Origin of the sequence: Cerasibacillus terrae, from assembly GCF_008039555.1 — a bacterium.
Taxonomy (GTDB): domain Bacteria; phylum Bacillota; class Bacilli; order Bacillales; family Amphibacillaceae; genus Cerasibacillus; species Cerasibacillus terrae.
The window spans coordinates 652,430-675,435 of record NZ_VDUW01000001.1; the positions used below are offsets into that span (position 1 = coordinate 652,430).

Genomic DNA, 23,006 nt, shown 5'->3' on the forward strand with positions numbered 1-23,006 from the left:
AATCCCTGACCTAGGCCAGGAATAACCAAGAAAATGGGGGAGAATACCATCACATTTTTAACAGAGTGCCTTCTGATTATTTTAAATTCAAAAAGAATCCATATTCTTGATGAATATGGATTCTTATTTAACATACTCGTTTTATACCTGTGGACCTTCCACACGTTTCTTTTTCGTAAAGTCAACTGGTTTTTCCTTAATATTTTTTCCACGCCATAGTAGCCATAGCTGTGAAGCAAGGAATAGGGAGGAATATGTCCCCATTACTAAACCTATAGATAAAGCAAGTGCAAATGGTGCAATGGATGGCGCACCAAGAATTAGGAATGATAGAACCGCTAAAAGTGTTGTTACAGATGTATTAATACTTCTTGTAAATGTTTGTAACAAACTATTATTTATAATTCGTGCTAGCTCTTTTGCAGAACGAACCCGTCCTTCTTTCCTTAAGTTTTCCCGAATTCGGTCAAATGTAACAATTGTATCGTTAATCGAGTATCCAACAATCGTTAATATTGCAGCAACGATTGTGATATCAAATTCCAGCCGCGTTATACTAAAGAACACTAGGATAAATAATGCATCATGTAGTAAAGCAATTATAGCAGTAATTGCAAAATAAATTTCAAAGCGAATGGTGACGTAGATAATCATTCCGATTGTAGCAATTCCTATAGCATATAAAGCGTTTTTAACTAATTCTTCCCCTACAATTGGTGATACCACACTAACATTTGGTTCGATATCATGTTTATCCATAAAATGTTGCTTTACTTCTTTAATTTTTGTATCAGATAACACGGTATCAAAACGGGCAACAGCAATTTCCTTTTCGTCTCCTGATAGAACAATGGATTTCGCTTCAATATCAAGCGTTTCGAATTCTTTTTCCACTTTTTCTACTTGTAGACTAGTTTCTCCCATGATTTCAACTCGTGAACCAGCTGTAAAATCAATTCCTGGATTTAATTGGAATATTGCCAATGATAGAATTCCTATCACAACCATTGTAAGAGAAGCGGTAAAGAATTTCTTTCTATGTTGAACAACATTTATTTTTCGGTTCATAAATGTTGCTTCCTTCTCCTCTTTTTCAGCAATATTACGGATTTCCTCTTTTTTAACACCAAACCATCCTGGTCGTTTCTTTAAGAAAGGCATGCGAATCCATAATTGTAATAAAAGTCTTGTACCATATACTGCTGTTAAAAAACTAACTAAAATACTTACAATAAGCATTGTCGCAAATCCTTTAACAGAACTTGTTCCAAAAATAAACAAGATTCCTGCAGCAAGGATGGTTGTAATATTAGCATCCAAAATTGTTGTTAAAGAATTTTTCGTTCCTGCTTTAAAAGACGATAACAACGATTTTCCGGAACGTATTTCCTCTTTTATTCGTTCAAAGGTGATGACATTAGCATCTACTGCCATACCAACCCCTAAAATAAGGGCCGCAATTCCAGGTAGGGTTAGAACCCCATTCATTAATTTAAATACTAATAAAATAAGGAAAATATAAAGCACTAGATTAATCGATGCAATCAATCCTTGGAAACGGTAGACAAAAATCATAAACAGAAATATAAGCCCGATTCCAACAATTCCTGCAAAAACAGTTTTATTTAGTGCTTGTTCCCCAAATTGAGCACCAACTGATGTGGAATACAGTTCCTCCATATTAGCAGGTAATGAACCTGAATTAATAATATCTGCCAAGTATTTAGCTTCATCGATAGTAAAGTTTCCTTCAATCATAACATCTGTCGTATTCAATGTTTCTTTTACAGATGGAGCAGAAACATATTTATGATCTTCTTTTTTGACTTCTGCTTCAAAAGAGTCGCCTTTCTCATAATCCATCCAAATGACTAATAAATTATCAGGTGCTCCCATATTTTTAATTTTTGTTGTAACATCTGCAAATTTAGAAGCATCTTTTAACTTCAATGTAACAATTGGTTGATTGGTATCTGGGTGGAAATCTTGCTTTGCACTTCCTTCTTTTACATCTGAACCATCTAATAATTTCTTATCATTGACATCACGGAAAGACAGACGTGCAGATGTTTGAAGCATATCACGTGCTTGTTGTTGATCTTTTACACCAGCCAACTGAACCCGTATTCGATCCTCTCCTTCGATGTCAATAACCGATTCACTAATCCCAAGTCGGTTTACACGATCATTAAGAGTTCGCACCGTTCCCTCTAAAAGTGTGCGTGTTACCTCTTGACCTTCATCTACAGGCTCCACTTCATATAATATTTCAAAACCGCCTTGAAGGTCTAAACCAAGATTAATATCTTTTACAATACCTTTTGTTTGTGTACCAACCGTCACTCCAATCAGAATAACGATTAGAAAAAAGGCAATCAGTCTGCCTCTATTTTTCATTCGATTACTTCCTCCTTATTCAAGAAAAACACGCTGTATTTTAAATCAATTATCATCCTTGTCTTCATTAGTTAATGCTCTAATGGAAGCCATTAGGTCGTCTGTTTGATAAGCATTAATTGTTTCATAATTCATATATGTATTTAGACTTAGATGAAAAATATCACTTACTATCTCATGCAGGCGTTTCTTGGGGTTTCCTTTCCATACTTTTTCAACTAAGCAATTCCAAATATCTTTCTGGGAAATATTCGGATAACCTAATAATTTAAATTCATGTAGCTTACTTTTTAATACAGGTTGAATTTCTTGTTCCCATGCTTGTACATGTTTTTGCATCTCCAAAGCATTCCCCCCAATTATTCCAATAAAATATGTATTCTTGTCATGCTTGGCCATCTTTATAGCATATATATCATTGTATATGAAAACTTATTTTTTGAGAAGGCAGGTTGGCCAAGTTGTCTAAACAAACTTTTCTGCAAGGTACCCTTATTCTTATTTTAGCCGGTATGATTACTCGTTTCTTAGGATTTATTAATCGACTAGTCGTTGCCCGTCTTATGGGAGAAGAAGGAGTCGGACTCTTTATGATGGCTCTTCCTACCCTGTTTTTAGTGATTACGATAACACAGATGGGACTTCCAGTTGCCATTTCCAAACGTGTTGCTGAAGCTGAGGCGAGGCAAGATCGCACGAAAACAAAGCAAATTTTAGTCGTTTCTTTAGTTATTACATCCATATCAAGTATTGTTTTTACCGTTCTAATGGTTTCTGGTTTACCATTTATTGCAACGACATTATTAACAGATGAACGAACATTGTATCCAATGATGGCAATCAGTCCAATCGTACCAATTGTTGCGATTTCAGCTGTACTAAGAGGTTATTTTCAAGGTAAACAAAACATGAAACCTCAAAGCGTTGCAATGGTTATCGAACAAATTGTTCGGATTTCCTTTGTTGCTTTCTTTGTCAACCTCCTCTTACCGTATGGTATTGAATTTGCAGCTGCTGGTGCAATGTTCAGTGTTATATTAGGTGAGCTTGCTTCTTTATTATACATGATTTACCAATTCAAGCAGAAAAAAACGATAAAAATTAGATGGAACTTTTTTCCCGCTTTAAAATCAAGCCGCCATGTGCTCCGCGAGTTATTTTCGATTGCTTTACCTAGTACTGGAAGTCGTATGATTGGATCTGTTTTTCATTTCTTAGAGCCCATCATTGTATCGCAAAGCTTAGCAATTGCTGGAATCTCTACTGTTTTAGCTACAAAACAATATGGGGAATTAACTGGCTATGTTCTTCCTTTGTTATTTTTGCCGACATTTATTACAAATTCACTTTCGGTTGCTTTAGTTCCTTCCATTTCAGAAGCAGAGGCAAGAAATAATCATACACTTATCCATTACCGTATCCATCAAGCAGTTCGTATTTCTTTTGCTTCTGGTGCAATAGCAACAATTGTATTAAGCATTTTTGCTAGCGAAATTTTAACATATTTTTACGGAACAGCAAATTCAAGTAAATTTATTATTTTAATGGCTCCTTTTTTCATTTTACTCTACATTCAGTCTCCATTACAAGCAGCATTACAAGCATTAGACTATGCAAAACCAGCAATGTGGAATAGTTTATTTGGGAATGTAATTAAAATAATTGTCCTGTTTACACTTGCTTCGAATCAAAACTTTGGAATTATGGGTGTTGCAATTGCAATGTGTGTTGGAGTAGTACTTGTTACTCTTCTACACCTAATTACATTAAGAAAGTTAATTCAATTTATGATTCCACTAAAAGACATTGTTAAAATGGCTGCTCTAATGGCATTAACTTGGGGAGCTGGAAACATCATTTATTCTCTCAACCTATCGGCTAATATTGTTCTATTTTTATTACAGCTTGTTTTCCTTTGCATGATCTATATTTTGTTTTTATTTATTTTGAAATTCATTACAAAAGAGGAATTAAAACAAATTCCCCTGTTACAAAAATGGTTTCATTAAATACTTCTTTTTTACTAAGCAAAGAATATATTAATATTAATGGACAATCAATTAGGGGGGATTTGAATTGCGACAACAATTAAGTGGTTTGTTATATGGTTGGATTATCATTTTAAGTATTATTCTTATTTCTAGTACAATTCTTGCATTATTACTTCGTTTTACAACTTTTAATGAACCAACCCTTTCTTGGGTAACTTTAGTCATTGGATTATTTGCATTCTTTTTTGGTGGACTAGTTGCTGGTGTAAAAGGAAAAGCAAAAGGTTGGATTATTGGTGGATTAACTGGTATTGGATTTACAATTTTTATTTTTCTTATTCAATATTTAGGTAATAAATCAGGATTTTCAATGGAACAATTACTTTCTCATTTAGGATATATTTTTGCAGCAATTTTTGGTGGTGTTATTGGAGTAAACATGGTCGTTGGGCAACAAGAATAAATAAGGCTGCTTCCGTATGATTTGTTACTCATACAACACAGTTGAAATTATTTGCTTTTTCAATGATAAGTCTTCCGATAATATTACCCATTTAAAAAGTTCTCTAAAAAAAGAAGGGGGTCTATTTGACACCCTTCTTTGTTAATCGTCTTGAACTACTTCTCGAACCGCACCACGGTCATATGTAAGTTTTGAACCGTCATTTGCTTGAATAACAATTGTATCTTCATCCATCGCATGAATGACACCATGTAGTCCACCAATGGTTACAATTTTATTCCCTTTTTCTAAATTCGATTGCATCTCTCTAACTTGCTTTTGTCTTTTTTGTTGTGGTCGAATTAAAAGAAAGTAAAAGATAACAAACATTAAAATAATCGGTATAAGTGGTCCTAACGCTTCCATATTCTCGCCTCCTTTATTTAGAAGTTCTTGGCATTTGGTTTATTTAAACCATATTGTTCAAAGAATGCTTCTTTAAAGTCGCCTAAACGATCATTTTTTATAGCTTCTCGAACCTGCTTCATTAAGTTTAACAGAAAATACAAGTTATGATAAGAGGTAAGTCGAAATCCAAATGTTTCATTACATTTTACCAAATGACGAATGTATGCTCGTGAATAGTTTTTACATACATGACAATCACAGTTTTCATCTATTGGACGAAAATCACGCGCATATTTTGCATTTCGAACGACAAGCCGTCCAGTTGAAGTCATACATGTCCCATTTCGAGCAATTCTTGTTGGTAATACACAATCAAACATATCTATTCCACGAATACTACCATCAATGAGTGATCCTGGTGATCCAACTCCCATTAAGTAGCGGGCTTTATTTGCTGGTAAGAGAGGTGTTGTGAACTCCAATACTCGATTCATCACATCTATTGGTTCTCCTACAGATAGACCACCAATTGCATATCCTGGAAAATCAAGTGAAATTAAATCCTTCGCACTTTGTTTCCGTAATTCTTCATACTCTCCACCCTGGACGATTCCAAACAAGCCCTGAACATCTTGTCGTTGATGTGCCTTAAGACACCTCTCCGCCCAGCGTGATGTCCTTTCCACAGATTTCTTCATATAATCGTAAGAAGCCGGGTATGGTGGACATTCATCAAAAGCCATCATAATGTCTGAACCAAGTTTATTTTGAATCTGCATTGCTTTTTCTGGTGAAAGAAATAGTTTTTCACCATTTAAATGATTACGAAAGTGAACCCCTTCTTCTTCAATTTCTCGCATATCGCTTAGACTGAAAACTTGAAAACCACCGGAATCTGTTAAAATAGACCCGTCCCAATTCATGAATGAGTGTAGGCCTCCTGCTTCATCAATAATATCTTCCCCTGGGCGGAGCCATAAATGATACGTATTCGATAAAATGATATGAGCATTCATAGAATGTAAATCTTCTGGACTCATCGTTTTAACAGTCGCCAATGTACCAACAGGCATAAATATAGGGGTTTCAAAAGATCCATGTGGTGTTGTTACACGTCCAAGACGCGCACCTGTTTGCTTACATGTCTTAATTAATTCATATTTAATTGGTCCCATGATTATGTCTTTCCTCCTAGATAATTAACATCGCGTCTCCAAAGCTGAAAAAACGATATTTCTTTTGAACAGCTTGTTCATAAGCATGAAGAACTGCATTCTTTCCAGCTAATGCGCTAACCAACATAATTAAGGTTGATTTAGGTAGATGAAAATTGGTAATTAATCCATCAATTGCTTTAAACTCATACGGTGGATAAATAAAAATATCTGTCCAACCAGATGTTTCTTTAAACGCCTGATGATCTCTTGCAATGGTTTCTAATGTTCTTGTTGATGTTGTTCCTACTGAAATAATTTTTCCACCATTTGCTTTCACGCGATTTAAAGTGTCTGCTGTAGTTTTTGACATTCTGTAAAACTCAGAATGCATTTGATGATTCTCGATATCTTCTACACTCACTGGTCGAAATGTACCTAAGCCTACATGTAAGGTAATATACGCAATCTCTACACCGAGTTCCTTTATTTCTTCTAATAATTCTGTTGTAAAATGAAGTCCTGCTGTTGGAGCAGCTGCAGACCCCTTTTCTCTAGCAAAAACTGTTTGATAGCGTTCTTTTTCAGGCAATTGTTCCTTTATATATGGTGGTAATGGCATTTCGCCAAGTTCATCTAATATTTCATAAAACACACCATTATAAATAAATTTCAATTCCCTACCACCGTGTTCTTCTGTTTTCGTACAAATGGCTTTTAATTTTCCATTTCCAAAAGAAATAATAGTACCAAGCTTTACTTTTCTAGCTGGTTTCACAAGTGTTTCCCATGTATCATTCTCTGACTGATGTAAAAGGAGAACCTCTATCTTACCTCCTGTGTCCTCCTTCATCCCGTAAAGCCTTGCAGGTAATACCCTCGTATCATTTAAAACGAGACAATCACCCTTTTTTAAATATTTTTTAATATTATAAAAATACTTATGTTCGATTCTTCTTGTCTGTTTATTTAAAACCAACAAACGAGAAGCTGTACGCTCTCTTAATGGCGTTTGGGCTATTAATTCTTCTGGTAAATTAAAATCAAATTCATTTACATTCATGAAAGTTCTCCTTCGTACCTTTGTCTATTTACCGAAATCTACTAATAATATACAGTATAAATGATAAAATGATACTAACAACAATCGATGTCATCATTGGAAAATGGATTGTAACATTACCCTTTTTAAATGTAAAGTCACCAGGGAGCTTTCCGATAAACGTCCATAGAATCCCAATAATCAAAAACACAATCCCGATGATGATAAACATTTTACCCATATTCATTTTTCCTCATCCATTTTTATGCCAAAATGTCTATAAGTTTTCTTCGTTATCACTCTACCTCGTGGTGTACGCTGTATGAAGCCCATTTGTAATAAGTATGGTTCGTAAACTTCCTCTATTGTTTCAGGTTCTTCCCCGATTGTTGCTGCAATTGTATCTAATCCAACAGGTCCACCTTGAAAATCCTCCATAATTCCTTTTAATAGTTTATGGTCAATATGATCTAACCCTTCTTGGTCCACTTGCAACATCTGTAATGCTAAATTCGTTACCTCTAGACTAATTTCCCTTTCCCCTCTCACTTGGGAAATATCCCGAATCCTTTTTAATAAACGATTGGCAATACGTGGTGTCCCGCGTGACCTCTTCGCAACTTCTAATGCTGCATTTTCTTGAATAAGCATATCAAATATTTCTGCAGTCCGCTCTACAATTGCACAAAGTGCTTGTTTATCATAAAACTCCAGGCGACTTAAGATACCGAAACGATCTCTTAATGGAGCTGATAAAAGTCCTGCTCTTGTTGTTGCACCAACTAATGTAAATGGTGGAAGGTCAATACGAACTGATCTTGCACTTGGCCCTGTTCCAATCACAATATCTAAAAAGAAGTCTTCCATTGCTGGATATAAAATTTCTTCTACAGATCGTGGTAGACGATGGATTTCATCAATAAATAAAACATCCCCAGGTTCTAAAGAAGATAGAATGGCAGCTAAATCACCAGCACGTTCTATAGCTGGACCAGATGTTGAACGAAACTCTACCCCCATTTCATTCGCAATGATTGTTGCGAGTGTCGTTTTCCCTAGTCCTGGTGGGCCGTATAATAGCACATGGTCTAACGGTTCATTTCGCATTTTAGCTGCTTGAATAAAGATGCGCAAATTTTCCTTTACTTTCTGTTGGCCAATATATTGATTTAAAGTCGTAGGGCGAAGACTCAGTTCTACCGAGGAATCTTCAGCTTGTACATTTCCATCAACCATTCTTTCCTCCATTGAGTATCACTCCCTAATTGTTTTTGGCGAATAGTGCAAGTGATTTCCGAATAATCATATCTGTATCATGTACATCTTCTTTCTGTACAATTGCAAAAACTTGTTTAATTTCCTTCTCGGTATATCCTAATGCTTTTAATGCTTCTTTTGCTTCATTGTAACCATCTGTAGCGCCTATTATATCTTTTGCTGTTGTTTTCGCATCATTTGTTGATAATGAGAATAAAGAAGTGAGTTTTCCTTTTAAATCCAAAATAATTTGTCTTGATGTTTTCTTCCCTACACCAGGAAAATTTGTTAAATACTTAGCATCTTCTTGTTCAATAGCTGTCACAAATTCCTCAATATTTATATTGGACATAATACCAATTGCACCCTTTGGACCGATTCCAGATACAGAAATTAATTTTATAAATAAGTATTTTTCATCTTGATTTTTAAATCCGTATAATATTTGTGCATCTTCACGGATATGTTGATATGTATATACTTTTATTTTTTCATTTAATTGAGTTTGAAATGCAAATGGATTCGGACAAATGACTTCATATCCAATTCCTCCAACTTCAATGATAATAGATTCGTCTTGTATATATTTTAATTCCCCGCTTATATATGCAATCATCTTATCTACTCCTTGTTTCAATCCTTTCCCTATTCTATCATAACAAACATACTGGCAATACATGAAAGAATGAAAAACTTCCACTCATTTCGAATGGAAGTTTTTCATTAATCATCTGTTTCCATATTATGATGGATGTCCTGAACATCTTCACTTTCTTCTAGCATATCGATTAATGCATTCATTTTTTCTTGGTCGCTAGCTGTCAGGGTTGTGTATGTTTGTGGAAAAAGAGTTATTTCAGAACGTTCTAGTTTATATCCACTTTCAGTCAAATGAGCCTTAGCAGCTTCAAAATTATTAGGCATTGTAAAAATTTCAAATGCATCTGACTGCACTAAAATATCTTCTGCCCCTGCTTCAATCGCTTCCAGAGATAGCTCATCCTCATCTATTTCTCCGTCTTGATTTAGAATTAAAATATATCCCTTTCGGTCAAACATAAAGGAAACACTGCCAGATTCTCCTAAATTCCCACCATTTTTACTAAATGCATGACGAATTTCTGGTGCAGTACGGTTTCGGTTATCAGTTAAAGTATGGACTATTACAGCTACCCCACCAGGTCCATAACCTTCATATGTCACTTCTTCATAACTGACACCATCTAATGTCCCTGTTGCCTTCTTAATGGCCCGTTCAATATTATCATTCGGCATATTATCTGCTCTTGCTTTATCCACCGCTGTACGGAGCGTTGGATTCATATCAAGGTCTCCTCCACCTTGTTTTGCAGCAACATAAATATCTTTAGCATGTCGCATGAAAATTTTCCCTTTTTTTGCATCCTGTGCACCTTTACGTCTTTTTATATTATTCCATTTTGAATGGCCAGCCATTCTGTTTCTCCTCCTTCAATCCACTGCTGATTGACTTGTATTGCTCCAAAACATATATCCAAATGTAAATATATGCTGTTGAATTTGTATTTGTACCCTAATAAATATATCAAAAGAATAACACAAGATAAAGTGAAACTTCAATCAGTGGGAGTCTCCCACCGATTGTTAGTTGAACGAATCGGGCCTTTACTGGCTGTTGGTACTCCACTTATCATTCTTGAATATCTCAAATTCTTGAAGTGGAGGTTTTACAGCCAGTCATCTGCGATAAAGCTGCAACACATTCTATATCCGTTATTCAAACCATTTCTCTAATAAATTCGGTTCGTCCTGTATATTTATTTGTTTTATTCGTGATTGGAGATTTCTCATTCGGTCCCAATGGATATCATCCGTGTATACAACAACTGTTTTATCAGGTGCCATTTCTTTTACTGATGTTTTAATTTGTTCGGCGATATCAGATTGCGCCTCAAAACGATTACTTAAAATAACTCCTACGACAACTCGTTCATCTGATGAAGCCACTTGAGCCTGTTTTATTTCCTTCATGCCCTTTAAGTGTTCTTCAATTTTAATGGATTCATCATTCGTAAATAAATCGGTATAAGGACCTTCTTCTTTCCCCCTATTTTGTTCTTGCTGTTTTGATTGAGGATAACCACCTTGCTCTCCAATTGACTTTTCACGAACTCCATGTCGGTTTTTCTCTTCATTTTTTGTTTCATAATGCATTGGTTGGGAATGATTTGTTTCATTATTTACTTTTGGATCTTTATCAGGAGAACAAGCGATGCAACCAAAACATAAAACAACTATTAAAATGGGTTTAATACGCATAAAATTACCTCCTTTGTCTATTAGTTTGGTTAAACGGAGGTAATTTTACACATGGAATTATTCGTTAAAATGAAACTGGGTCGGAATACTTCGCTTATGTTCCGTTCTTACATGCATTTTCTCAATGAGATTACGATCTTTTTCGGGAATTGTTTCTCCTCTTAAAAATGCGTCTATCCTTTCATATGTTGTTCCCATCTCTTTTTCGTCAGTTTGACCTTCCCAAAGATCAGCACTTGGCTCTTTGTCGATTACTGCTTTTGGTACCCCTAGATATGTAGCCATCTCTCTTACTTCTTCTTTTGTTAAGTCAACAATTGGTAAGAGGTCTACACCACCGTCACCATATTTCGTGAAATAGCCTGTATACCATTCGGCAGCATTATCTGTCCCAACGACTAAATAATTATAATTGGTTGCAACAGTATATAAAGTGCTCATTCGCAATCTAGCTCGTAGGTTTGCATCAGCTAAACGAGCATTATCCTCATTAAAATCCACTGCTATTTGCTGTTTAATTTGATTAAACATTTGTTCATGAATTTCTGTTAAATCAATTGTCAATTCTTTTATTCCACATGTTTTATTCGTTTCTTTTGCATGTTCTATATCTACTGGATTACTTTTGATTGGCATGATCACACTGATTGTATTTTCTGGAAATGCTCTTTTAATTAAAAAGGCTATTACAGCAGAATCCAATCCACCACTAACTCCAACAACTAATCCTTTTGTTTTAGATTGTTCTACTTGTTTTTGAAGCCATTTTATAATAGCGTCTACTTTTTTCTTCATTTTCGTCCGCTCCTCTGAAAAGATATAATAACCATCTTCATTTTAGCAGGATTTAACCATTTATCAAAAACCTTACACATAATTTCTCCAATTTTAGACAAAAAAATAAGAGACGATTAGATGTTTTTCGTCTCTTTTCTTACCTTTATTCTTCCTGTTCTTTAGATATAGTTGTATGACCTTCATAGGAATAACTTGGTGGTTCTGGAGCAAAAACATCTGGCTCTGGATGGATCGTTCGATATATAGGTGGACACCATGCTTGATGGTACCCAGAAGGTTCAAATGGGTATGCATTACCGTATTGAACTTCTTTTGGAATACTGCAATTTTTCATTTCGTGTGGGAAATACGGAACATTACTCCCTCCTACTTTTGGGGGCTCTGAATATCCGTAGTGCGGCATTTGCATCATTTTGTGTGACTCCAATGGGTTCATATGTGTTTCTTGATATGTTTGCTTGTGGCACGGATGCATCATACAACAGCATACCGGAAAAAATGGCATTGGTTGGAACATTGGCTGATACATTGGTTGTGGGTGAGGCATTGGCTGCATTTGTTCAAATGATGATGGCTCTTGAATTGGCTTTTTTTCTTCTTTCTTTTGCTTTTCTTTTGGTTTTTGTTCTTGCTTTGGATGCTCTACTTTTTGATCAATTGTTATTTCTGGAAAAACCGTATATTGATTCATCTGCTGTTCAATTACCGGTAACTGCTGATCCATTGTAATTTCGGGCATTTTTGGTACAGATATTTCTGGCATTTTCGGTAACGGAGGTGTTGGCATTGCAGGTTGAAGTATTTTCTTTTTTTCTTCTTTCTTCGTTTCTTTTGGCTGTGGTGTAGGTTTTATTTGTATTTCTTTTTTGGTTTGCGTCTCTTTTTTGATTTGTTTTTCTTTTGGGGTTTCCTTTTTGACTGTTTTTTCAACACCTGGTACTTTTATTTTCATACCGGGCATAATCATATCCGGACTCGATAATTGTGAGTTTAATGATTTTAATTCTTCAAAATCGACCCCATACATTTTTGCTATTTCCCATAGTGTATCACCTTTTTGTACAATATGAATTTTCAACTTGATCGAAACTCCTTTCTAATGAAAGATGGGCTAATCTCTCTATATCAACATATGCAAAGAATTAATAAATGTTGAACTAAACTTGTAAATACTTTAATAATATGCCTGCTAAAGCAAAAAAAGACTAAGATTCAGATGCATATTTCATCTAAAATCTTAGCCTTTGTCATATTTAAATTGGTGGAATTGGTTCAGTTATTTAAGATTCTGAACTAAGAATGTCAACACGTTCAATAAATTCCATTTGCTTTAAATCATGAATTAATGTATTAATGTTTTGATTTATTTGGGATATATCCAGTGTTAAGGTAACATTTGCTTTTCCTAAAGTGGGAATGGTTTGGTGGATGGTTAATATATTACAACCTGCATCAGCAACAATTCTAAGTAGATTGGATAATGTCCCTGAACGGTCTTCTAAATGAAAAAACAATGTCAGCATTCTTTCTTTAACCATTGCATGAAATGGAAAAACCGTGTCTTTATATTTATAAAAAGCACTTCTTGATAAATCAACTTTTTGAACTGCTTCATATATTGTTTTAGCTTTTCCTCTCTCTAATAATTCCTTTACTTTAATCGTCTTTAACATTGCTTCTGGTAACACATCATGTCGTACTAAGAAAAACTTTTCTTTTTTTTCTTCCAAAATTATCCCCCATTTAACAAAAGCTACTATGGCTGTTCTCGTATATTTGTTGGAATTCCATATTTTGTTTATTTTTCAAAATATAAATCTTCCAATAACAATATCTTTGGAAAACAGCCTAATCTATAAATTCAAATTCAAAGCCTAGTATTCGTACCGTATCACCATCTACAGCACCTTTTTTTCGCAATGCAGCATCTACACCAACTCCACGTAGTTGGCGTGCAAAACGCCTCACAGCTTCATCCCTTGTAAAGTCAGTCATTTTAAACATGCGCTCAACCTTTTTACCCGTAAGTAAAAATGCCCCATCAGTATCTCGTGAAATTTGAAATGCAGGTTCTTTTTCCTCATGACGATATACCACTTTTCCCTTTATATCATCATCAATTAGTTTCTGTTTTGGTATTGTGTCTAATTTATCAGCAATAGCAAACAATAAGTTACTGATCCCTTCCCTTGTCATTCCTGATATCGGATAAACAGTAGTATTTGAAGGGAGTTTTTCTTTAAATTGTTGTAAATTCTGTGTCGCTTCAGGTACATCCATTTTATTTGCTACCACTATTTGTGGCCGTTTCTCTAGTGTTTCATCATATGCTTTTAACTCTTCGTTTATCTTGACATAATCATCATATGGGTCTCTACCTTCTATTCCTGACATGTCGATAACATGTACAATCATTCTCGTTCTTTCCACATGACGTAAAAATTGATGGCCTAGACCAGTCCCTACATGCGCTCCCTCAATCAAACCTGGTAAATCTGCCATTACAAAAGAACGACCATCTTTTGTTTCAACTACTCCTAAGTTTGGTGATAACGTAGTAAAATGATAATCTGCAATTTTCGGCTTTGCTGCAGTAACAACAGACAATAAGGTTGATTTTCCGACGCTTGGAAAACCAACAAGGCCAACATCAGCAATGATTTTTAATTCTACTTTTATTTGTAACTCTTCTCCAGGTTCACCATTTTCAGCAATATTGGGAGCAGGATCTCTAGGTGAAGCAAATTTTACATTACCACGACCACCTCTCCCCCCTTTTGCGATAATAGCTTGTTCTTTATGTTCTGTTAAATCTGCTATCATTTCGTTTGTCTCTTCATTATAAACAATTGTTCCTGGTGGTACCGAAACAATTAAGTCTTCCGCATTTTTCCCATGCTTTTTCTTATTCATACCATTTTCTCCACGTTTTGCTTTAAAGTGACGATTATAGCGAAAATCCATTAATGTATTTAGGCCTTCATCAACTTGGAAAATCACATCTCCACCCTTACCACCATCACCGCCAGCAGGACCACCCATTGGGACATATTTTTCTCGACGGTAGGCAACAATACCGTTCCCACCATCACCTGCTTTTACATGTACACTTACCTGATCGACAAACATTTCGTTCACACCTTCTTGTTAGCAACAGTAAATATTGCTTTCATTTTATCTTTATCTTCATTTAATCTATATGTTATATCATTTTCACGAAACTCTCTCTTACTAAGATGTCCAAAATCTCCAAAAAAAGCAATATTAGTAGTGGTTTCTGATGTCTCTCCTTCTAATAATTGTAATTTCATCTCATATGATTGTGATTCATTGAAAAGTTTTGTGGCTGTTTCCATGATTTGCTTACAATATTTATAAAGCACTCGATCTATATCACTTAACTCTTTTGATTGCGATTGTATTTCATATTTCAAACGTAGATTGGGATATTTTAAAGGCAATAAGAGGAGCCACCATGTGAATGTTGGGATATTTAAATGAATTAATTTCCGTTCTTGATTTTCTTCATAAACAATAGCAGATACTTTCTCTAGTGCGGCATCCTTTTTATCTAAGTGAATATAGCCTTGAATCATTTGTAAATGGTTCATTAATTCATGGCGTTTAAACTGTAATAATTCCATAAAATCTTGTTTACTCATCTGTATCCCCACCTCTCCAAAAAATTATAGCAAATAATTGGAATAAAGGATACTTATCCGTCAAAAAAACTCCAACCCGATAATCGAGTTGGAGTTTTTCAATTAAGCTTCTTGGGCAACTGGGTACACACTTACTTTTTTACGATCGCGACCAAAACGTTCAAATTTTACGACACCGTCTACTTTTGCATACAATGTGTCATCTCCACCACGACCTACGTTGTCACCAGGGTAAATCTTTGTTCCGCGTTGGCGGTATAAAATAGAACCACCTGTAACAAACTGACCATCCCCACGTTTGGAACCTAGACGTTTTGCTTTGGAATCACGTCCGTTACGTGAACTACCAACACCCTTTTTCGTTGCAAAAAACTGCAAGTCTAAACGTAACATGTCGGGCACCTCCTCATTTATAATGTATCTTGATAAATTTTCCATAATCACGTTCAATCGTTTCCAAGGAAATAACCATTCCCTCCAATAAAAGAGATGCTTTCTCTTTCATTTGGGCATTCAAGGAAGATGGTATTTCTACTCGAAGATAACCACCTTCTGCTCCTTGGTCGATATCAAGATCAGTATGACATAGCTTCATCACAGCATTAACAGAACCAAATGATACAGCAGAAACAGCAGCACATACTAAATCATATCCATATGGACCACTATCTGCATGTCCAGAAAGTTCAAATGCTGTTATATATTTATGATGCCGATAAATATTTACATGAATCATTGAAAATAATCCTCTAATGAATTATTTTTATTGCTTATAGATTAATTTTGTCAACTATAAGTTTTGTATATGGTTGACGATGACCTTGTGTGCGTTTGTAGTTTTTCTTCGCTTTATATTTGAATACTCTAATTTTCTTTTGACGACCATGTTTTTCAACTTTAGCTGTAACAGTAGCTCCTTCTACATATGGAGAACCGATTTCAACATCATCGCCACCTACAAATAGCACTTTATCAAAAGTAACTGTATCTTCTGCATTAGCAGATACTTTTTCTACATAGATTACTTGGCCTTCTTCTACTTTAACTTGTTTTCCGCCAGTTTCAATAATTGCGTACATGAACTGCACCTCCCTAAAACTCAGACTCGCCATACAGGTACCATAGTTGGTTTTCATAACCTGTTCTGTGCGGTTGTAGCACTGGTGCTACGTCGAACATTTCGATGTTACCATATATACTAGTCATCTGTCAATATGTTTTACCTTTTTTAAGTGTAGCAAAATTCTATGCCAAAAAATACGAAAAGCTGCATTGATCACTAAGTGTTTTTAACAAGTTCTCCAATTGTCTTATGAATTTGTTTCTCATAAAAATAACTTTGTAGACATTTTGATTCATCCAGTCTCTCACGCTTTTGTCCAGGAAAAATAATGTAGATAAAATGTTTGGTATCACGTTGAAACAGTTGAAGTACGGAGATTAATTTTTCCTCAGAAGAAACAACAATTGGCTTTATCTTACGAACTCTATCCAAATCTACATGATATCGATTTAACAAAAACCTTAAAAATACAAAATATCGTCGCTTCCATTCTACAATATTTTCAATCATTAGAAAGCCAATTAATAAACATAATGTAAAAGGATTAAAATTGAATAGTAGAAAAAAAACAAGACTTAATATGCAGACAATGATTGAAAAAAGGATTGTCCCATCATATGCTTTTCGATAAGGTAAAAAATGAGACAAACAGAAAAAAAGGAATTTTCCACCATCCAAAGGCCAAACAGGAAGTAAATTAAAAACAAGAATCATCGTATTATATAAAAGAATCATTGCTAAAATGGAGTCCGGAAACACTTCAAATTGCTTAAACATAAAATAAAATAGATAAATAAAAAGGTGTTGGACAGGTCCTGCAATTGTCACAAGTATTTCCTCGTATAATGGCCTACTCGCATGCTCGTCTGTTTCCATGACACCACCAAACACCCACAGTGTCACTTTTTTTATACGCCAATTAAAGAAAGATGCCATTAAATAATGCCCTAATTCATGTATAAAAACAATCATTAGAATAATGAAGAGTGACAGAAATGTACCTGTAACAAATGAAATTCCAATAAAAATAAATAAGATAGGATGAATATAAATAGGTGGTACGTATTTACGATTGATCGTCAACTTGAATCACCTGTAATGGATCAACATATTGATTGTCCTTTTCAATAGCAAAATAAACATGTTGACTCTTTTCGGTAGGTTGAAATTCACCAATTTGTTGATTTTCCTGAATAGATTGGTAAAGGTGGACATCTATCGAACTTAAAAAACCATACGTTGTGTTACTTCCATCTGAATGTTGAACAGTGACCGTTTTTTTCGTTTTTGGATCATTACCTGCAAAAATAACGATACCTTTTTGTAAAGCAGCGACATTTGTTGTACTTTCTGATCCTATTAAAACTCCTGTCCCATTTTTTTGAAAAGTTTCTTCCACATTACCATTTATTGGCAATGCAGGTGATGTATTATTTTCGCTAACAGATACATCTGCATCATGTGAAAGAAAGAATGGATTTCCAAATGTTTCTTGATACCATTCGTTTGCTTTGGCAAATGGAAATTCATTTTGAAGTGCAGCGCTTGTCCATCGCTTCATGGACGAAAATTGTTCAGACTCTGTTTGATAAATAAAAGCAGACCCTAAAAATAGAACAATCGATAAAAACCCCTTTAGCACGAAACCGGATGTGTTCGAATTGCTCTCCATTTTCATCACAGGTACATCAGGGTACATATTATAACCTCCATGTTTCTCTTCATCCTGTGGCAATGGAGAAATATGTTTTAAGTCTATCTGTTTTTCCTCAGGTGTATGTAGTTTTCTTAAGGATTTTCTTTTATTTATTGATTTACGAATCTTGTTTACTCCGTTGTTCATATGCTTCACATTCCTTTTCTGCTATTTATACATATGTATGAGAAAATTATTTAGATATGAATGGACGCATATGAAAATAAAAAAACAGGACAAAAAACATGAAGTTTTTTATCCTGAATGACTTTTTTTGTGTATACAAAATTATTATAGAAAGAGTTCTACTTCAGTTATATAGAATTCATAATACGTTTATTTAGCACCTATACCGAAGAATTTTTTCACCTTATGAAATAAACCAGGTTGTTCATCTAATGATTGCAAAGGGACACTCTCTCCTAAAATCCTTCTTGCTATATTACGATAAGCAATTGCTGACTTCGGCTTAGATTGTAGTGCAATCGGTTCTCCACTATTTGATGCTTTTATTACCTCATCATCATCCTGCACGACACCGATTAAATCAATGGAAAGTACTTGCATAATTTCATCTATATCAAGCATATCGCCATTTTTCATCATATGGTTTCGAATACGATTAATAATAAGGTTCGGTGGTTGGATATCTTCTTGTTCCAAAAGTCCGATAATTCGGTCTGCATCCCGGACACTTGATTTTTCAGGAGTTGTTACGACAACTGCTTGGTCTGCACCGGCAATAGCATTTTTAAAGCCTTGTTCAATACCCGCAGGGCAATCAACAATAATATAATCATATGATTGTTTTAGTTCACTAATAATTTGAACCATGCCATCTTCTGTAATTGCTGATTTATCACTTGTTTGTGATGCAGGTAACAATACCAAACTGTCGAAACGTTTATCTTTAACAAGTGCTTGCTTCAATTTACATCGGCCTTGAATAACATCCACAATATCATAAATAATTCGATTTTCTAAACCCATGATGACATCAAGATTACGCAAACCGATATCAGTATCGATTAAGCATACTTTTTTATCCATTAATGCTAATGCTGTACCAATATTCGCGGATGTAGTAGTTTTCCCAACTCCACCTTTACCAGAAGTTACAACAATTGCCTCACCCATTTTGCATTCTCCTCTCAGGTTCTTTCAAATACCTCCGCTTAACAACAATATTCTGCAAGCGATCTATGACAATTTTATCTTCTTCTTTATCTATAAAGCCACATTCCATAAACACACCTTCTGACTCATAATCTGGTGCACGACTTATATAGTCAGCTATCCGTAGTTGTGTTGGTTTCATGTAAGAGGCTGCAATAATAGCTCCTTTATTCCCTTCTACACCTGCATGTGCGATTCCTTGTAAACTTCCGAGAATGTAAATGCTACCTGTAGAAGTGATTTTTCCACCAGGATTTACATCCCCAATTAAAAACACATCTCCTTTTACGTGCAATACTTGTCCAGATCTTACAATCTGCTCAAATGTTTTTAAGTCTTGGTCTTCTTTCCACTTCTTAGCTTCTTCTTTATGAATGACCGCTGAATGAAACGCTTGGACCTGAAAACAGTTACCATTTTCAACAACTTGGCGTATGTTATCTGTCTGTTCTTTAGTTAAATAACGATTCTTTAAGTCCACAACTACAGGAACGATTGGTTCATTTTGTTTTGGTTTTACTGTAGCAATTTTTTCTGTTAAGTCAGCCAAAAGGTCATCAAAGGAACATAAATCATCTACAAATAATGTAAGTCCTTCTCTCGTTCCTTTAATTGTGATGAATTGGCTTTTTTGTTCTAGTGTCATACATTCACCTCATCAATAAATCACATTCTCAATATCAATGCACTATTGTGTGACTACCATTATAAATCTTCATGTATTCTATTTTTCCAATTTGTTAATCCTCTTACCATAAACGGATAACAGATAATCAGAAAGATAATATTTGCAAGGATTGTAGGTAAAAGACGAACCATAAAGTATACCTTCCATTCAATATGTACAAGGCCAATAACAAAATAAATTAATTGAATAGAGATATCCGCAATGATTAACCCTATACTACTGAACAAAATAATAGATAATAGATTACTTTGTAAAATTCTTGACAATCCTTTTACAATGAATATAGCTCCAGCATATGTAAACATATATACACCTAGGATCCCAGTGTATACAACGTCAATAAGTAAACCAAAAACAGCTGCATAAATAATAGATATATGCGTGTGTTCCCTATCATAAAAAATTGCAACTAACACTAATAACATAAATATCCAATGTGGCACAATATCAAGTTTTTGATTTACTAAAGAATGCGGTAATAATTCTAGTGCTACCCCTTCCAATACCAGGAAGGAAAAGAGGATGAGAGGAATATATATACGTGTCATTCCTTATCCTCCTTCTTAGACGTATCATCCTTTTCTGGGTTTGGTAATCCTCTGTCAACCACAACGACTTGATTAATTTCATACATATCTGCAGATGGTTTGACTAAAGCAGTTCTGGTTAATCCATACTGGTCATAGACAACTTCCTTCACTTCGCCAATCGGTAGGCCAGCCGGAAAAACACCACCCATTCCTGATGATACAACAAGTTCACCTTTTTTTAAATTTTTATCAGACTCCTCAATGATTCGAAATATTAATGAATCTGTCTCTTTATCATATTCTTCAATTAGACCCACAATATTTTTACTATCTTTGCGTGATATAGTTGCAGATATTCTATTAAATTGGTCAAAACCAGTTAATAATTGGACAGTTGCTGTATGTTTGGATGTTGATAAAACTTTTCCAATCATACCTTCAGGAGTTATAACTGCCATATTAGAGGCAACCCCAGCATCTTCTCCCCTGTTAATCGTGACTTGCTCAATCCACTTTTCCGGGGAACGAGCGATGACAGTCGCATCAATTGCCCGATAATCTCTAATAGAATCTGGTTTATCCAAAAGTTTTCTCAATTCTTCATTTTCCTCTTTTACTTCTTGTACCTCATAAATTAGCCCTTTATATTCAGCAAGCTTTTCTTTTAATATTTGATTTTCTTGATACATATTTTTCATTTCCTTTATATTATAAAGGAAACCTGTTACATAGTTGACTGGTTTGTGTACAACACTTTGAACCCAGCCTACCGTATCATTAATTATCTTTTCGGGTTTTGACATATTCTCGCGGTCACTAAGTGAGTAACCAATTAATACAACGAGTAAAATAATACCGATTAAAATTATAAACAACATTTTTTTACGTAAAAATTGCAAAGCTAACACCTACTTATTCTACTGAGGGACGAGATGATACATTGACATGAGAACGAAAGTGTTGCATGTATTTTAATGATTCACCTGTTCCAACTGCTACACTTTCTAGTGGGTCATCCGTAATAAAAACGGGTATATTCGTCTCATCACTAATTACTTTATCAATATTTTTCAACAAAGAACCTCCACCAGATAATACAATACCCCTATCCATGATATCTGCAGCTAATTCTGGGGGTGTTTTTTCTAATGTAAATTTTACTGCATTAATGATGGCGTCCATTGATTCTTTTAAAGCACTTGCTATTTCTTTTCCTGTTAAAGTGATCGTCTTCGGTAATCCTGACAATAAATCCCGCCCTCTAATATCAATTGTTTCATGATCATCTTCTATTTGAGCAGAACCAATTTCTAATTTTAATGTCTCAGCTGAGCTTTCTCCTATCATCAAATTATATTCTTTTCTAATATATTGAATAATTGCTTGATCCATATTATCACCAGCAACACGAATAGATTTGCTTGTTACAATTCCACCAAGCGATATGACAGCAACCTCGGTTGTTCCCCCACCAATATCTATAATCATACTACCTGTTGGTTCCCAAACTGGTAAACCTGCGCCAACAGCTGCCGCAAAAGGTTCAGTTATCGGAAAGGCATCCTTTGCTCCTGCTTGTTTGGCAGCATCAATTACTGCTCGTTCTTCTACCATTGTAATTCCAGATGGTACACATATCATAACATTTGGCTTCCCTGCAAAAAAGGATCGTTTTTGCATTGCTTTTTTTAAAAAATACTTCAGCATTAAAGCAGTAGTCTCAAAATCTGCAATTACCCCTTCTTTCATTGGTCGTATCACAGAAATCGACCTTGGTGTTCGTCCAATCATATGTTTCGCATCCGTTCCAACAGCTTCAATACTTCCTGTTCCTACATTTTTAGCCACAACAGATGGTTCACTAACGACTACACCTTTTCCTTTAATAAAAACTAGTGTATTTGCTGTTCCTAAGTCAATTCCAATATCTTGCGAAAAGTTAAATAAACCCACTGCTATTCGTCCTCTCGTATACAATTATAAACAATACATTGCACCGTTTATATCAACATTATACATATAAAGCTTTTATAATATATTTTATTTTAAAATCCAAGAAGCGCCACTTTCACTTATATTGAAAATTGGCGCTACAGAAAGTCGTCTATTTAATTATACGAAAAAAAGATAGAAATTGATAGTACTATAAATAGCCTTTCTCTTTTAATGATATAAATTTCCGATCTCCAATGACGAGATGATCAAGAACTTCAATTCCTATAATTTTCCCAGCTTCAACTAATCGTCTTGTTACATGAATATCTTCTTGGGATGGCGTAGGTTGTTATCAAGAGTAAATTATTAAAACTCCATTATAATCAATACTTTCACTTTGAGAACATGTATTTAAAGTAAATAACAATTAAAGCCTGTATCTTAGTTATCACTTGAGATACAGGCTTTT

26 protein-coding genes, 2 pseudogenes and 1 other annotated feature are annotated in these 23,006 nt (G+C 34.8%); of the genes and pseudogenes, 2 read left to right on the plus strand and 26 right to left on the minus strand.

What is annotated here, in order from left to right; all coding sequences use genetic code 11:
* Nucleotides 1–141 precede the first annotated feature (141 nt).
* Nucleotides 142–2,397: a protein translocase subunit SecDF gene (gene secDF / locus FHP05_RS03375; RefSeq protein ID WP_147665809.1), complete on the minus strand. Its 2,256-nt coding sequence runs from the start codon at nt 2,395–2,397 to the stop codon at nt 142–144.
* Between the two features lie 45 nt (nt 2,398–2,442).
* On the minus strand, nt 2,443–2,736 hold the full coding sequence (locus FHP05_RS03380; RefSeq protein ID WP_147665862.1) for a post-transcriptional regulator: 294 nt from the start codon (nt 2,734–2,736) through the stop codon (nt 2,443–2,445).
* A 122-nt stretch (nt 2,737–2,858) separates the two neighbouring features.
* Here FHP05_RS03380 and spoVB point away from each other — a divergent pair, with 122 nt between their 5' ends.
* Nucleotides 2,859–4,406: a stage V sporulation protein B gene (spoVB, locus tag FHP05_RS03385; protein WP_147665810.1), complete on the plus strand. Its 1,548-nt coding sequence runs from the start codon at nt 2,859–2,861 to the stop codon at nt 4,404–4,406.
* Nucleotides 4,407–4,473: 67 nt separating this feature from the next.
* Nucleotides 4,474–4,851 carry a TIGR04086 family membrane protein gene (locus FHP05_RS03390; RefSeq protein WP_147665811.1) on the plus strand — a complete coding sequence of 126 codons (378 nt, stop codon included), beginning with the start codon at nt 4,474–4,476 and terminating at the stop codon, nt 4,849–4,851.
* Between the two features lie 141 nt (nt 4,852–4,992).
* Here FHP05_RS03390 and yajC read toward each other — a convergent pair whose 3' ends face one another.
* The 24 genes and pseudogenes from yajC to FHP05_RS03510 all read right to left on the minus strand — a co-directional run.
* Nucleotides 4,993–5,256, minus strand: a complete 264-nt coding sequence (gene yajC / locus FHP05_RS03395) for a preprotein translocase subunit YajC (RefSeq protein ID WP_147665812.1) — start codon at nt 5,254–5,256, stop codon at nt 4,993–4,995.
* A gap of 17 nt (nt 5,257–5,273) precedes the next feature.
* Nucleotides 5,274–6,413 carry a tRNA guanosine(34) transglycosylase Tgt gene (gene tgt / locus FHP05_RS03400; RefSeq protein WP_147665813.1) on the minus strand — a complete coding sequence of 380 codons (1,140 nt, stop codon included), beginning with the start codon at nt 6,411–6,413 and terminating at the stop codon, nt 5,274–5,276.
* Nucleotides 6,414–6,429: 16 nt separating this feature from the next.
* A complete protein-coding gene (queA, locus tag FHP05_RS03405; protein WP_147665814.1) occupies nt 6,430–7,455 on the minus strand; it encodes a tRNA preQ1(34) S-adenosylmethionine ribosyltransferase-isomerase QueA in 1,026 nt (341 codons plus the stop codon).
* A gap of 28 nt (nt 7,456–7,483) precedes the next feature.
* Nucleotides 7,484–7,675, minus strand: a complete 192-nt coding sequence (locus FHP05_RS03410) for a DUF2905 domain-containing protein (RefSeq protein WP_147665863.1) — start codon at nt 7,673–7,675, stop codon at nt 7,484–7,486.
* A 2-nt stretch (nt 7,676–7,677) separates the two neighbouring features.
* Nucleotides 7,678–8,682 carry a Holliday junction branch migration DNA helicase RuvB gene (ruvB, locus tag FHP05_RS03415; protein WP_147665815.1) on the minus strand — a complete coding sequence of 335 codons (1,005 nt, stop codon included), beginning with the start codon at nt 8,680–8,682 and terminating at the stop codon, nt 7,678–7,680.
* Between the two features lie 13 nt (nt 8,683–8,695).
* Complete coding sequence (gene ruvA, locus FHP05_RS03420) at nt 8,696–9,307, minus strand: Holliday junction branch migration protein RuvA (RefSeq protein ID WP_147665816.1); 612 nt, start codon at nt 9,305–9,307, stop codon at nt 8,696–8,698.
* A gap of 107 nt (nt 9,308–9,414) precedes the next feature.
* The gene (locus tag FHP05_RS03425; protein ID WP_147665817.1) at nt 9,415–10,146 is read right to left on the minus strand and encodes a YebC/PmpR family DNA-binding transcriptional regulator; all 732 of its coding nucleotides are present in this window, start codon (nt 10,144–10,146) and stop codon (nt 9,415–9,417) included.
* Between the two features lie 297 nt (nt 10,147–10,443).
* Nucleotides 10,444–10,989 carry a YhcN/YlaJ family sporulation lipoprotein gene (locus FHP05_RS03430; RefSeq protein ID WP_147665818.1) on the minus strand — a complete coding sequence of 182 codons (546 nt, stop codon included), beginning with the start codon at nt 10,987–10,989 and terminating at the stop codon, nt 10,444–10,446.
* 57 nt (nt 10,990–11,046) lie between these two features.
* Complete coding sequence (nadE, locus tag FHP05_RS03435) at nt 11,047–11,784, minus strand: NAD(+) synthase (protein ID WP_147665819.1); 738 nt, start codon at nt 11,782–11,784, stop codon at nt 11,047–11,049.
* 933 nt (nt 11,785–12,717) lie between these two features.
* Nucleotides 12,718–12,865: pseudogene (gene safA, locus FHP05_RS15735) on the minus strand (SafA/ExsA family spore coat assembly protein); the annotation flags it as partial.
* A 202-nt stretch (nt 12,866–13,067) separates the two neighbouring features.
* Nucleotides 13,068–13,517: an ACT domain-containing protein gene (locus FHP05_RS03445; protein ID WP_147665821.1), complete on the minus strand. Its 450-nt coding sequence runs from the start codon at nt 13,515–13,517 to the stop codon at nt 13,068–13,070.
* A gap of 118 nt (nt 13,518–13,635) precedes the next feature.
* The gene (gene obgE, locus FHP05_RS03450) at nt 13,636–14,916 is read right to left on the minus strand and encodes a GTPase ObgE (protein ID WP_147665822.1); all 1,281 of its coding nucleotides are present in this window, start codon (nt 14,914–14,916) and stop codon (nt 13,636–13,638) included.
* Between the two features lie 5 nt (nt 14,917–14,921).
* A complete protein-coding gene (locus FHP05_RS03455) occupies nt 14,922–15,449 on the minus strand; it encodes a Spo0B domain-containing protein (RefSeq protein WP_147665823.1) in 528 nt (175 codons plus the stop codon).
* Between the two features lie 102 nt (nt 15,450–15,551).
* Complete coding sequence (gene rpmA, locus FHP05_RS03460; RefSeq protein WP_147665824.1) at nt 15,552–15,842, minus strand: 50S ribosomal protein L27; 291 nt, start codon at nt 15,840–15,842, stop codon at nt 15,552–15,554.
* Nucleotides 15,843–15,855: 13 nt separating this feature from the next.
* A complete protein-coding gene (locus tag FHP05_RS03465) occupies nt 15,856–16,185 on the minus strand; it encodes a ribosomal-processing cysteine protease Prp (RefSeq protein WP_147665825.1) in 330 nt (109 codons plus the stop codon).
* A 34-nt stretch (nt 16,186–16,219) separates the two neighbouring features.
* Nucleotides 16,220–16,528 (minus strand): 50S ribosomal protein L21, encoded by a 309-nt coding sequence (gene rplU / locus FHP05_RS03470; RefSeq protein ID WP_147665826.1) that lies wholly within the window; start codon nt 16,526–16,528, stop codon nt 16,220–16,222.
* 12 nt (nt 16,529–16,540) lie between these two features.
* Nucleotides 16,541–16,613 (minus strand) — a sequence feature (ribosomal protein L21 leader region).
* Nucleotides 16,614–16,728: 115 nt separating this feature from the next.
* The gene (locus FHP05_RS03475; RefSeq protein ID WP_230973907.1) at nt 16,729–17,595 is read right to left on the minus strand and encodes a site-2 protease family protein; all 867 of its coding nucleotides are present in this window, start codon (nt 17,593–17,595) and stop codon (nt 16,729–16,731) included.
* Nucleotides 17,579–18,355, minus strand: a complete 777-nt coding sequence (locus tag FHP05_RS03480; protein WP_147665827.1) for a M23 family metallopeptidase — start codon at nt 18,353–18,355, stop codon at nt 17,579–17,581. The genes FHP05_RS03475 and FHP05_RS03480 overlap by 17 nt, the downstream gene beginning before the upstream one ends.
* Before the next feature lie 189 nt (nt 18,356–18,544).
* A complete protein-coding gene (gene minD, locus FHP05_RS03485; RefSeq protein ID WP_147665828.1) occupies nt 18,545–19,345 on the minus strand; it encodes a septum site-determining protein MinD in 801 nt (266 codons plus the stop codon).
* The gene (gene minC / locus FHP05_RS03490) at nt 19,338–20,030 is read right to left on the minus strand and encodes a septum site-determining protein MinC (RefSeq protein ID WP_147665829.1); all 693 of its coding nucleotides are present in this window, start codon (nt 20,028–20,030) and stop codon (nt 19,338–19,340) included. The genes minD and minC overlap by 8 nt, the downstream gene beginning before the upstream one ends.
* 59 nt (nt 20,031–20,089) lie before the next feature.
* Nucleotides 20,090–20,620, minus strand: a complete 531-nt coding sequence (gene mreD, locus FHP05_RS03495; protein ID WP_147665830.1) for a rod shape-determining protein MreD — start codon at nt 20,618–20,620, stop codon at nt 20,090–20,092.
* Entirely contained in the window at nt 20,617–21,501 is an 885-nt protein-coding gene (gene mreC, locus FHP05_RS03500; RefSeq protein WP_147665831.1) for a rod shape-determining protein MreC, read from the minus strand. The genes mreD and mreC overlap by 4 nt, the downstream gene beginning before the upstream one ends.
* A 13-nt stretch (nt 21,502–21,514) precedes the next feature.
* Nucleotides 21,515–22,555 carry a rod shape-determining protein gene (locus FHP05_RS03505; RefSeq protein WP_147665832.1) on the minus strand — a complete coding sequence of 347 codons (1,041 nt, stop codon included), beginning with the start codon at nt 22,553–22,555 and terminating at the stop codon, nt 21,515–21,517.
* A 190-nt stretch (nt 22,556–22,745) separates the two neighbouring features.
* A pseudogene (locus FHP05_RS03510) lies at nt 22,746–22,883 on the minus strand (JAB domain-containing protein); the annotation flags it as partial.
* Between the last annotated feature and the right edge of the window lie 123 nt (nt 22,884–23,006).

Bases quoted from the DNA above. Each gene is read 5' to 3' on its own strand.
- minD (WP_147665828.1), bottom strand. From the start codon at position 19,345: ATGGGTGAGGCAATTGTTGTAACTTCTGGTAAAGGTGGAGTTGGGAAA.
- nadE (WP_147665819.1), bottom strand. From the start codon at position 11,784: ATGAAGAAAAAAGTAGACGCTATTATAAAATGGCTTCAAAAACAAGTA.
- FHP05_RS03455 (WP_147665823.1), bottom strand. From the start codon at position 15,449: ATGAGTAAACAAGATTTTATGGAATTATTACAGTTTAAACGCCATGAA.
- secDF (WP_147665809.1), bottom strand. From the start codon at position 2,397: ATGAAAAATAGAGGCAGACTGATTGCCTTTTTTCTAATCGTTATTCTG.
- ruvA (WP_147665816.1), bottom strand. From the start codon at position 9,307: ATGATTGCATATATAAGCGGGGAATTAAAATATATACAAGACGAATCT.
- yajC (WP_147665812.1), bottom strand. From the start codon at position 5,256: ATGGAAGCGTTAGGACCACTTATACCGATTATTTTAATGTTTGTTATC.
- FHP05_RS03480 (WP_147665827.1), bottom strand. From the start codon at position 18,355: ATGAACAACGGAGTAAACAAGATTCGTAAATCAATAAATAAAAGAAAA.
- minC (WP_147665829.1), bottom strand. From the start codon at position 20,030: ATGACACTAGAACAAAAAAGCCAATTCATCACAATTAAAGGAACGAGA.
- FHP05_RS03465 (WP_147665825.1), bottom strand. From the start codon at position 16,185: ATGATTCATGTAAATATTTATCGGCATCATAAATATATAACAGCATTT.
- FHP05_RS03410 (WP_147665863.1), bottom strand. From the start codon at position 7,675: ATGGGTAAAATGTTTATCATCATCGGGATTGTGTTTTTGATTATTGGG.
- tgt (WP_147665813.1), bottom strand. From the start codon at position 6,413: ATGGGACCAATTAAATATGAATTAATTAAGACATGTAAGCAAACAGGT.
- ruvB (WP_147665815.1), bottom strand. From the start codon at position 8,682: ATGGAGGAAAGAATGGTTGATGGAAATGTACAAGCTGAAGATTCCTCG.
- mreD (WP_147665830.1), bottom strand. From the start codon at position 20,620: ATGACACGTATATATATTCCTCTCATCCTCTTTTCCTTCCTGGTATTG.
- rpmA (WP_147665824.1), bottom strand. From the start codon at position 15,842: ATGTTACGTTTAGACTTGCAGTTTTTTGCAACGAAAAAGGGTGTTGGT.
- FHP05_RS03430 (WP_147665818.1), bottom strand. From the start codon at position 10,989: ATGCGTATTAAACCCATTTTAATAGTTGTTTTATGTTTTGGTTGCATC.
- rplU (WP_147665826.1), bottom strand. From the start codon at position 16,528: ATGTACGCAATTATTGAAACTGGCGGAAAACAAGTTAAAGTAGAAGAA.
- FHP05_RS03425 (WP_147665817.1), bottom strand. From the start codon at position 10,146: ATGGCTGGCCATTCAAAATGGAATAATATAAAAAGACGTAAAGGTGCA.
- FHP05_RS03380 (WP_147665862.1), bottom strand. From the start codon at position 2,736: ATGCAAAAACATGTACAAGCATGGGAACAAGAAATTCAACCTGTATTA.
- obgE (WP_147665822.1), bottom strand. From the start codon at position 14,916: ATGTTTGTCGATCAGGTAAGTGTACATGTAAAAGCAGGTGATGGTGGG.
- queA (WP_147665814.1), bottom strand. From the start codon at position 7,455: ATGAATGTAAATGAATTTGATTTTAATTTACCAGAAGAATTAATAGCC.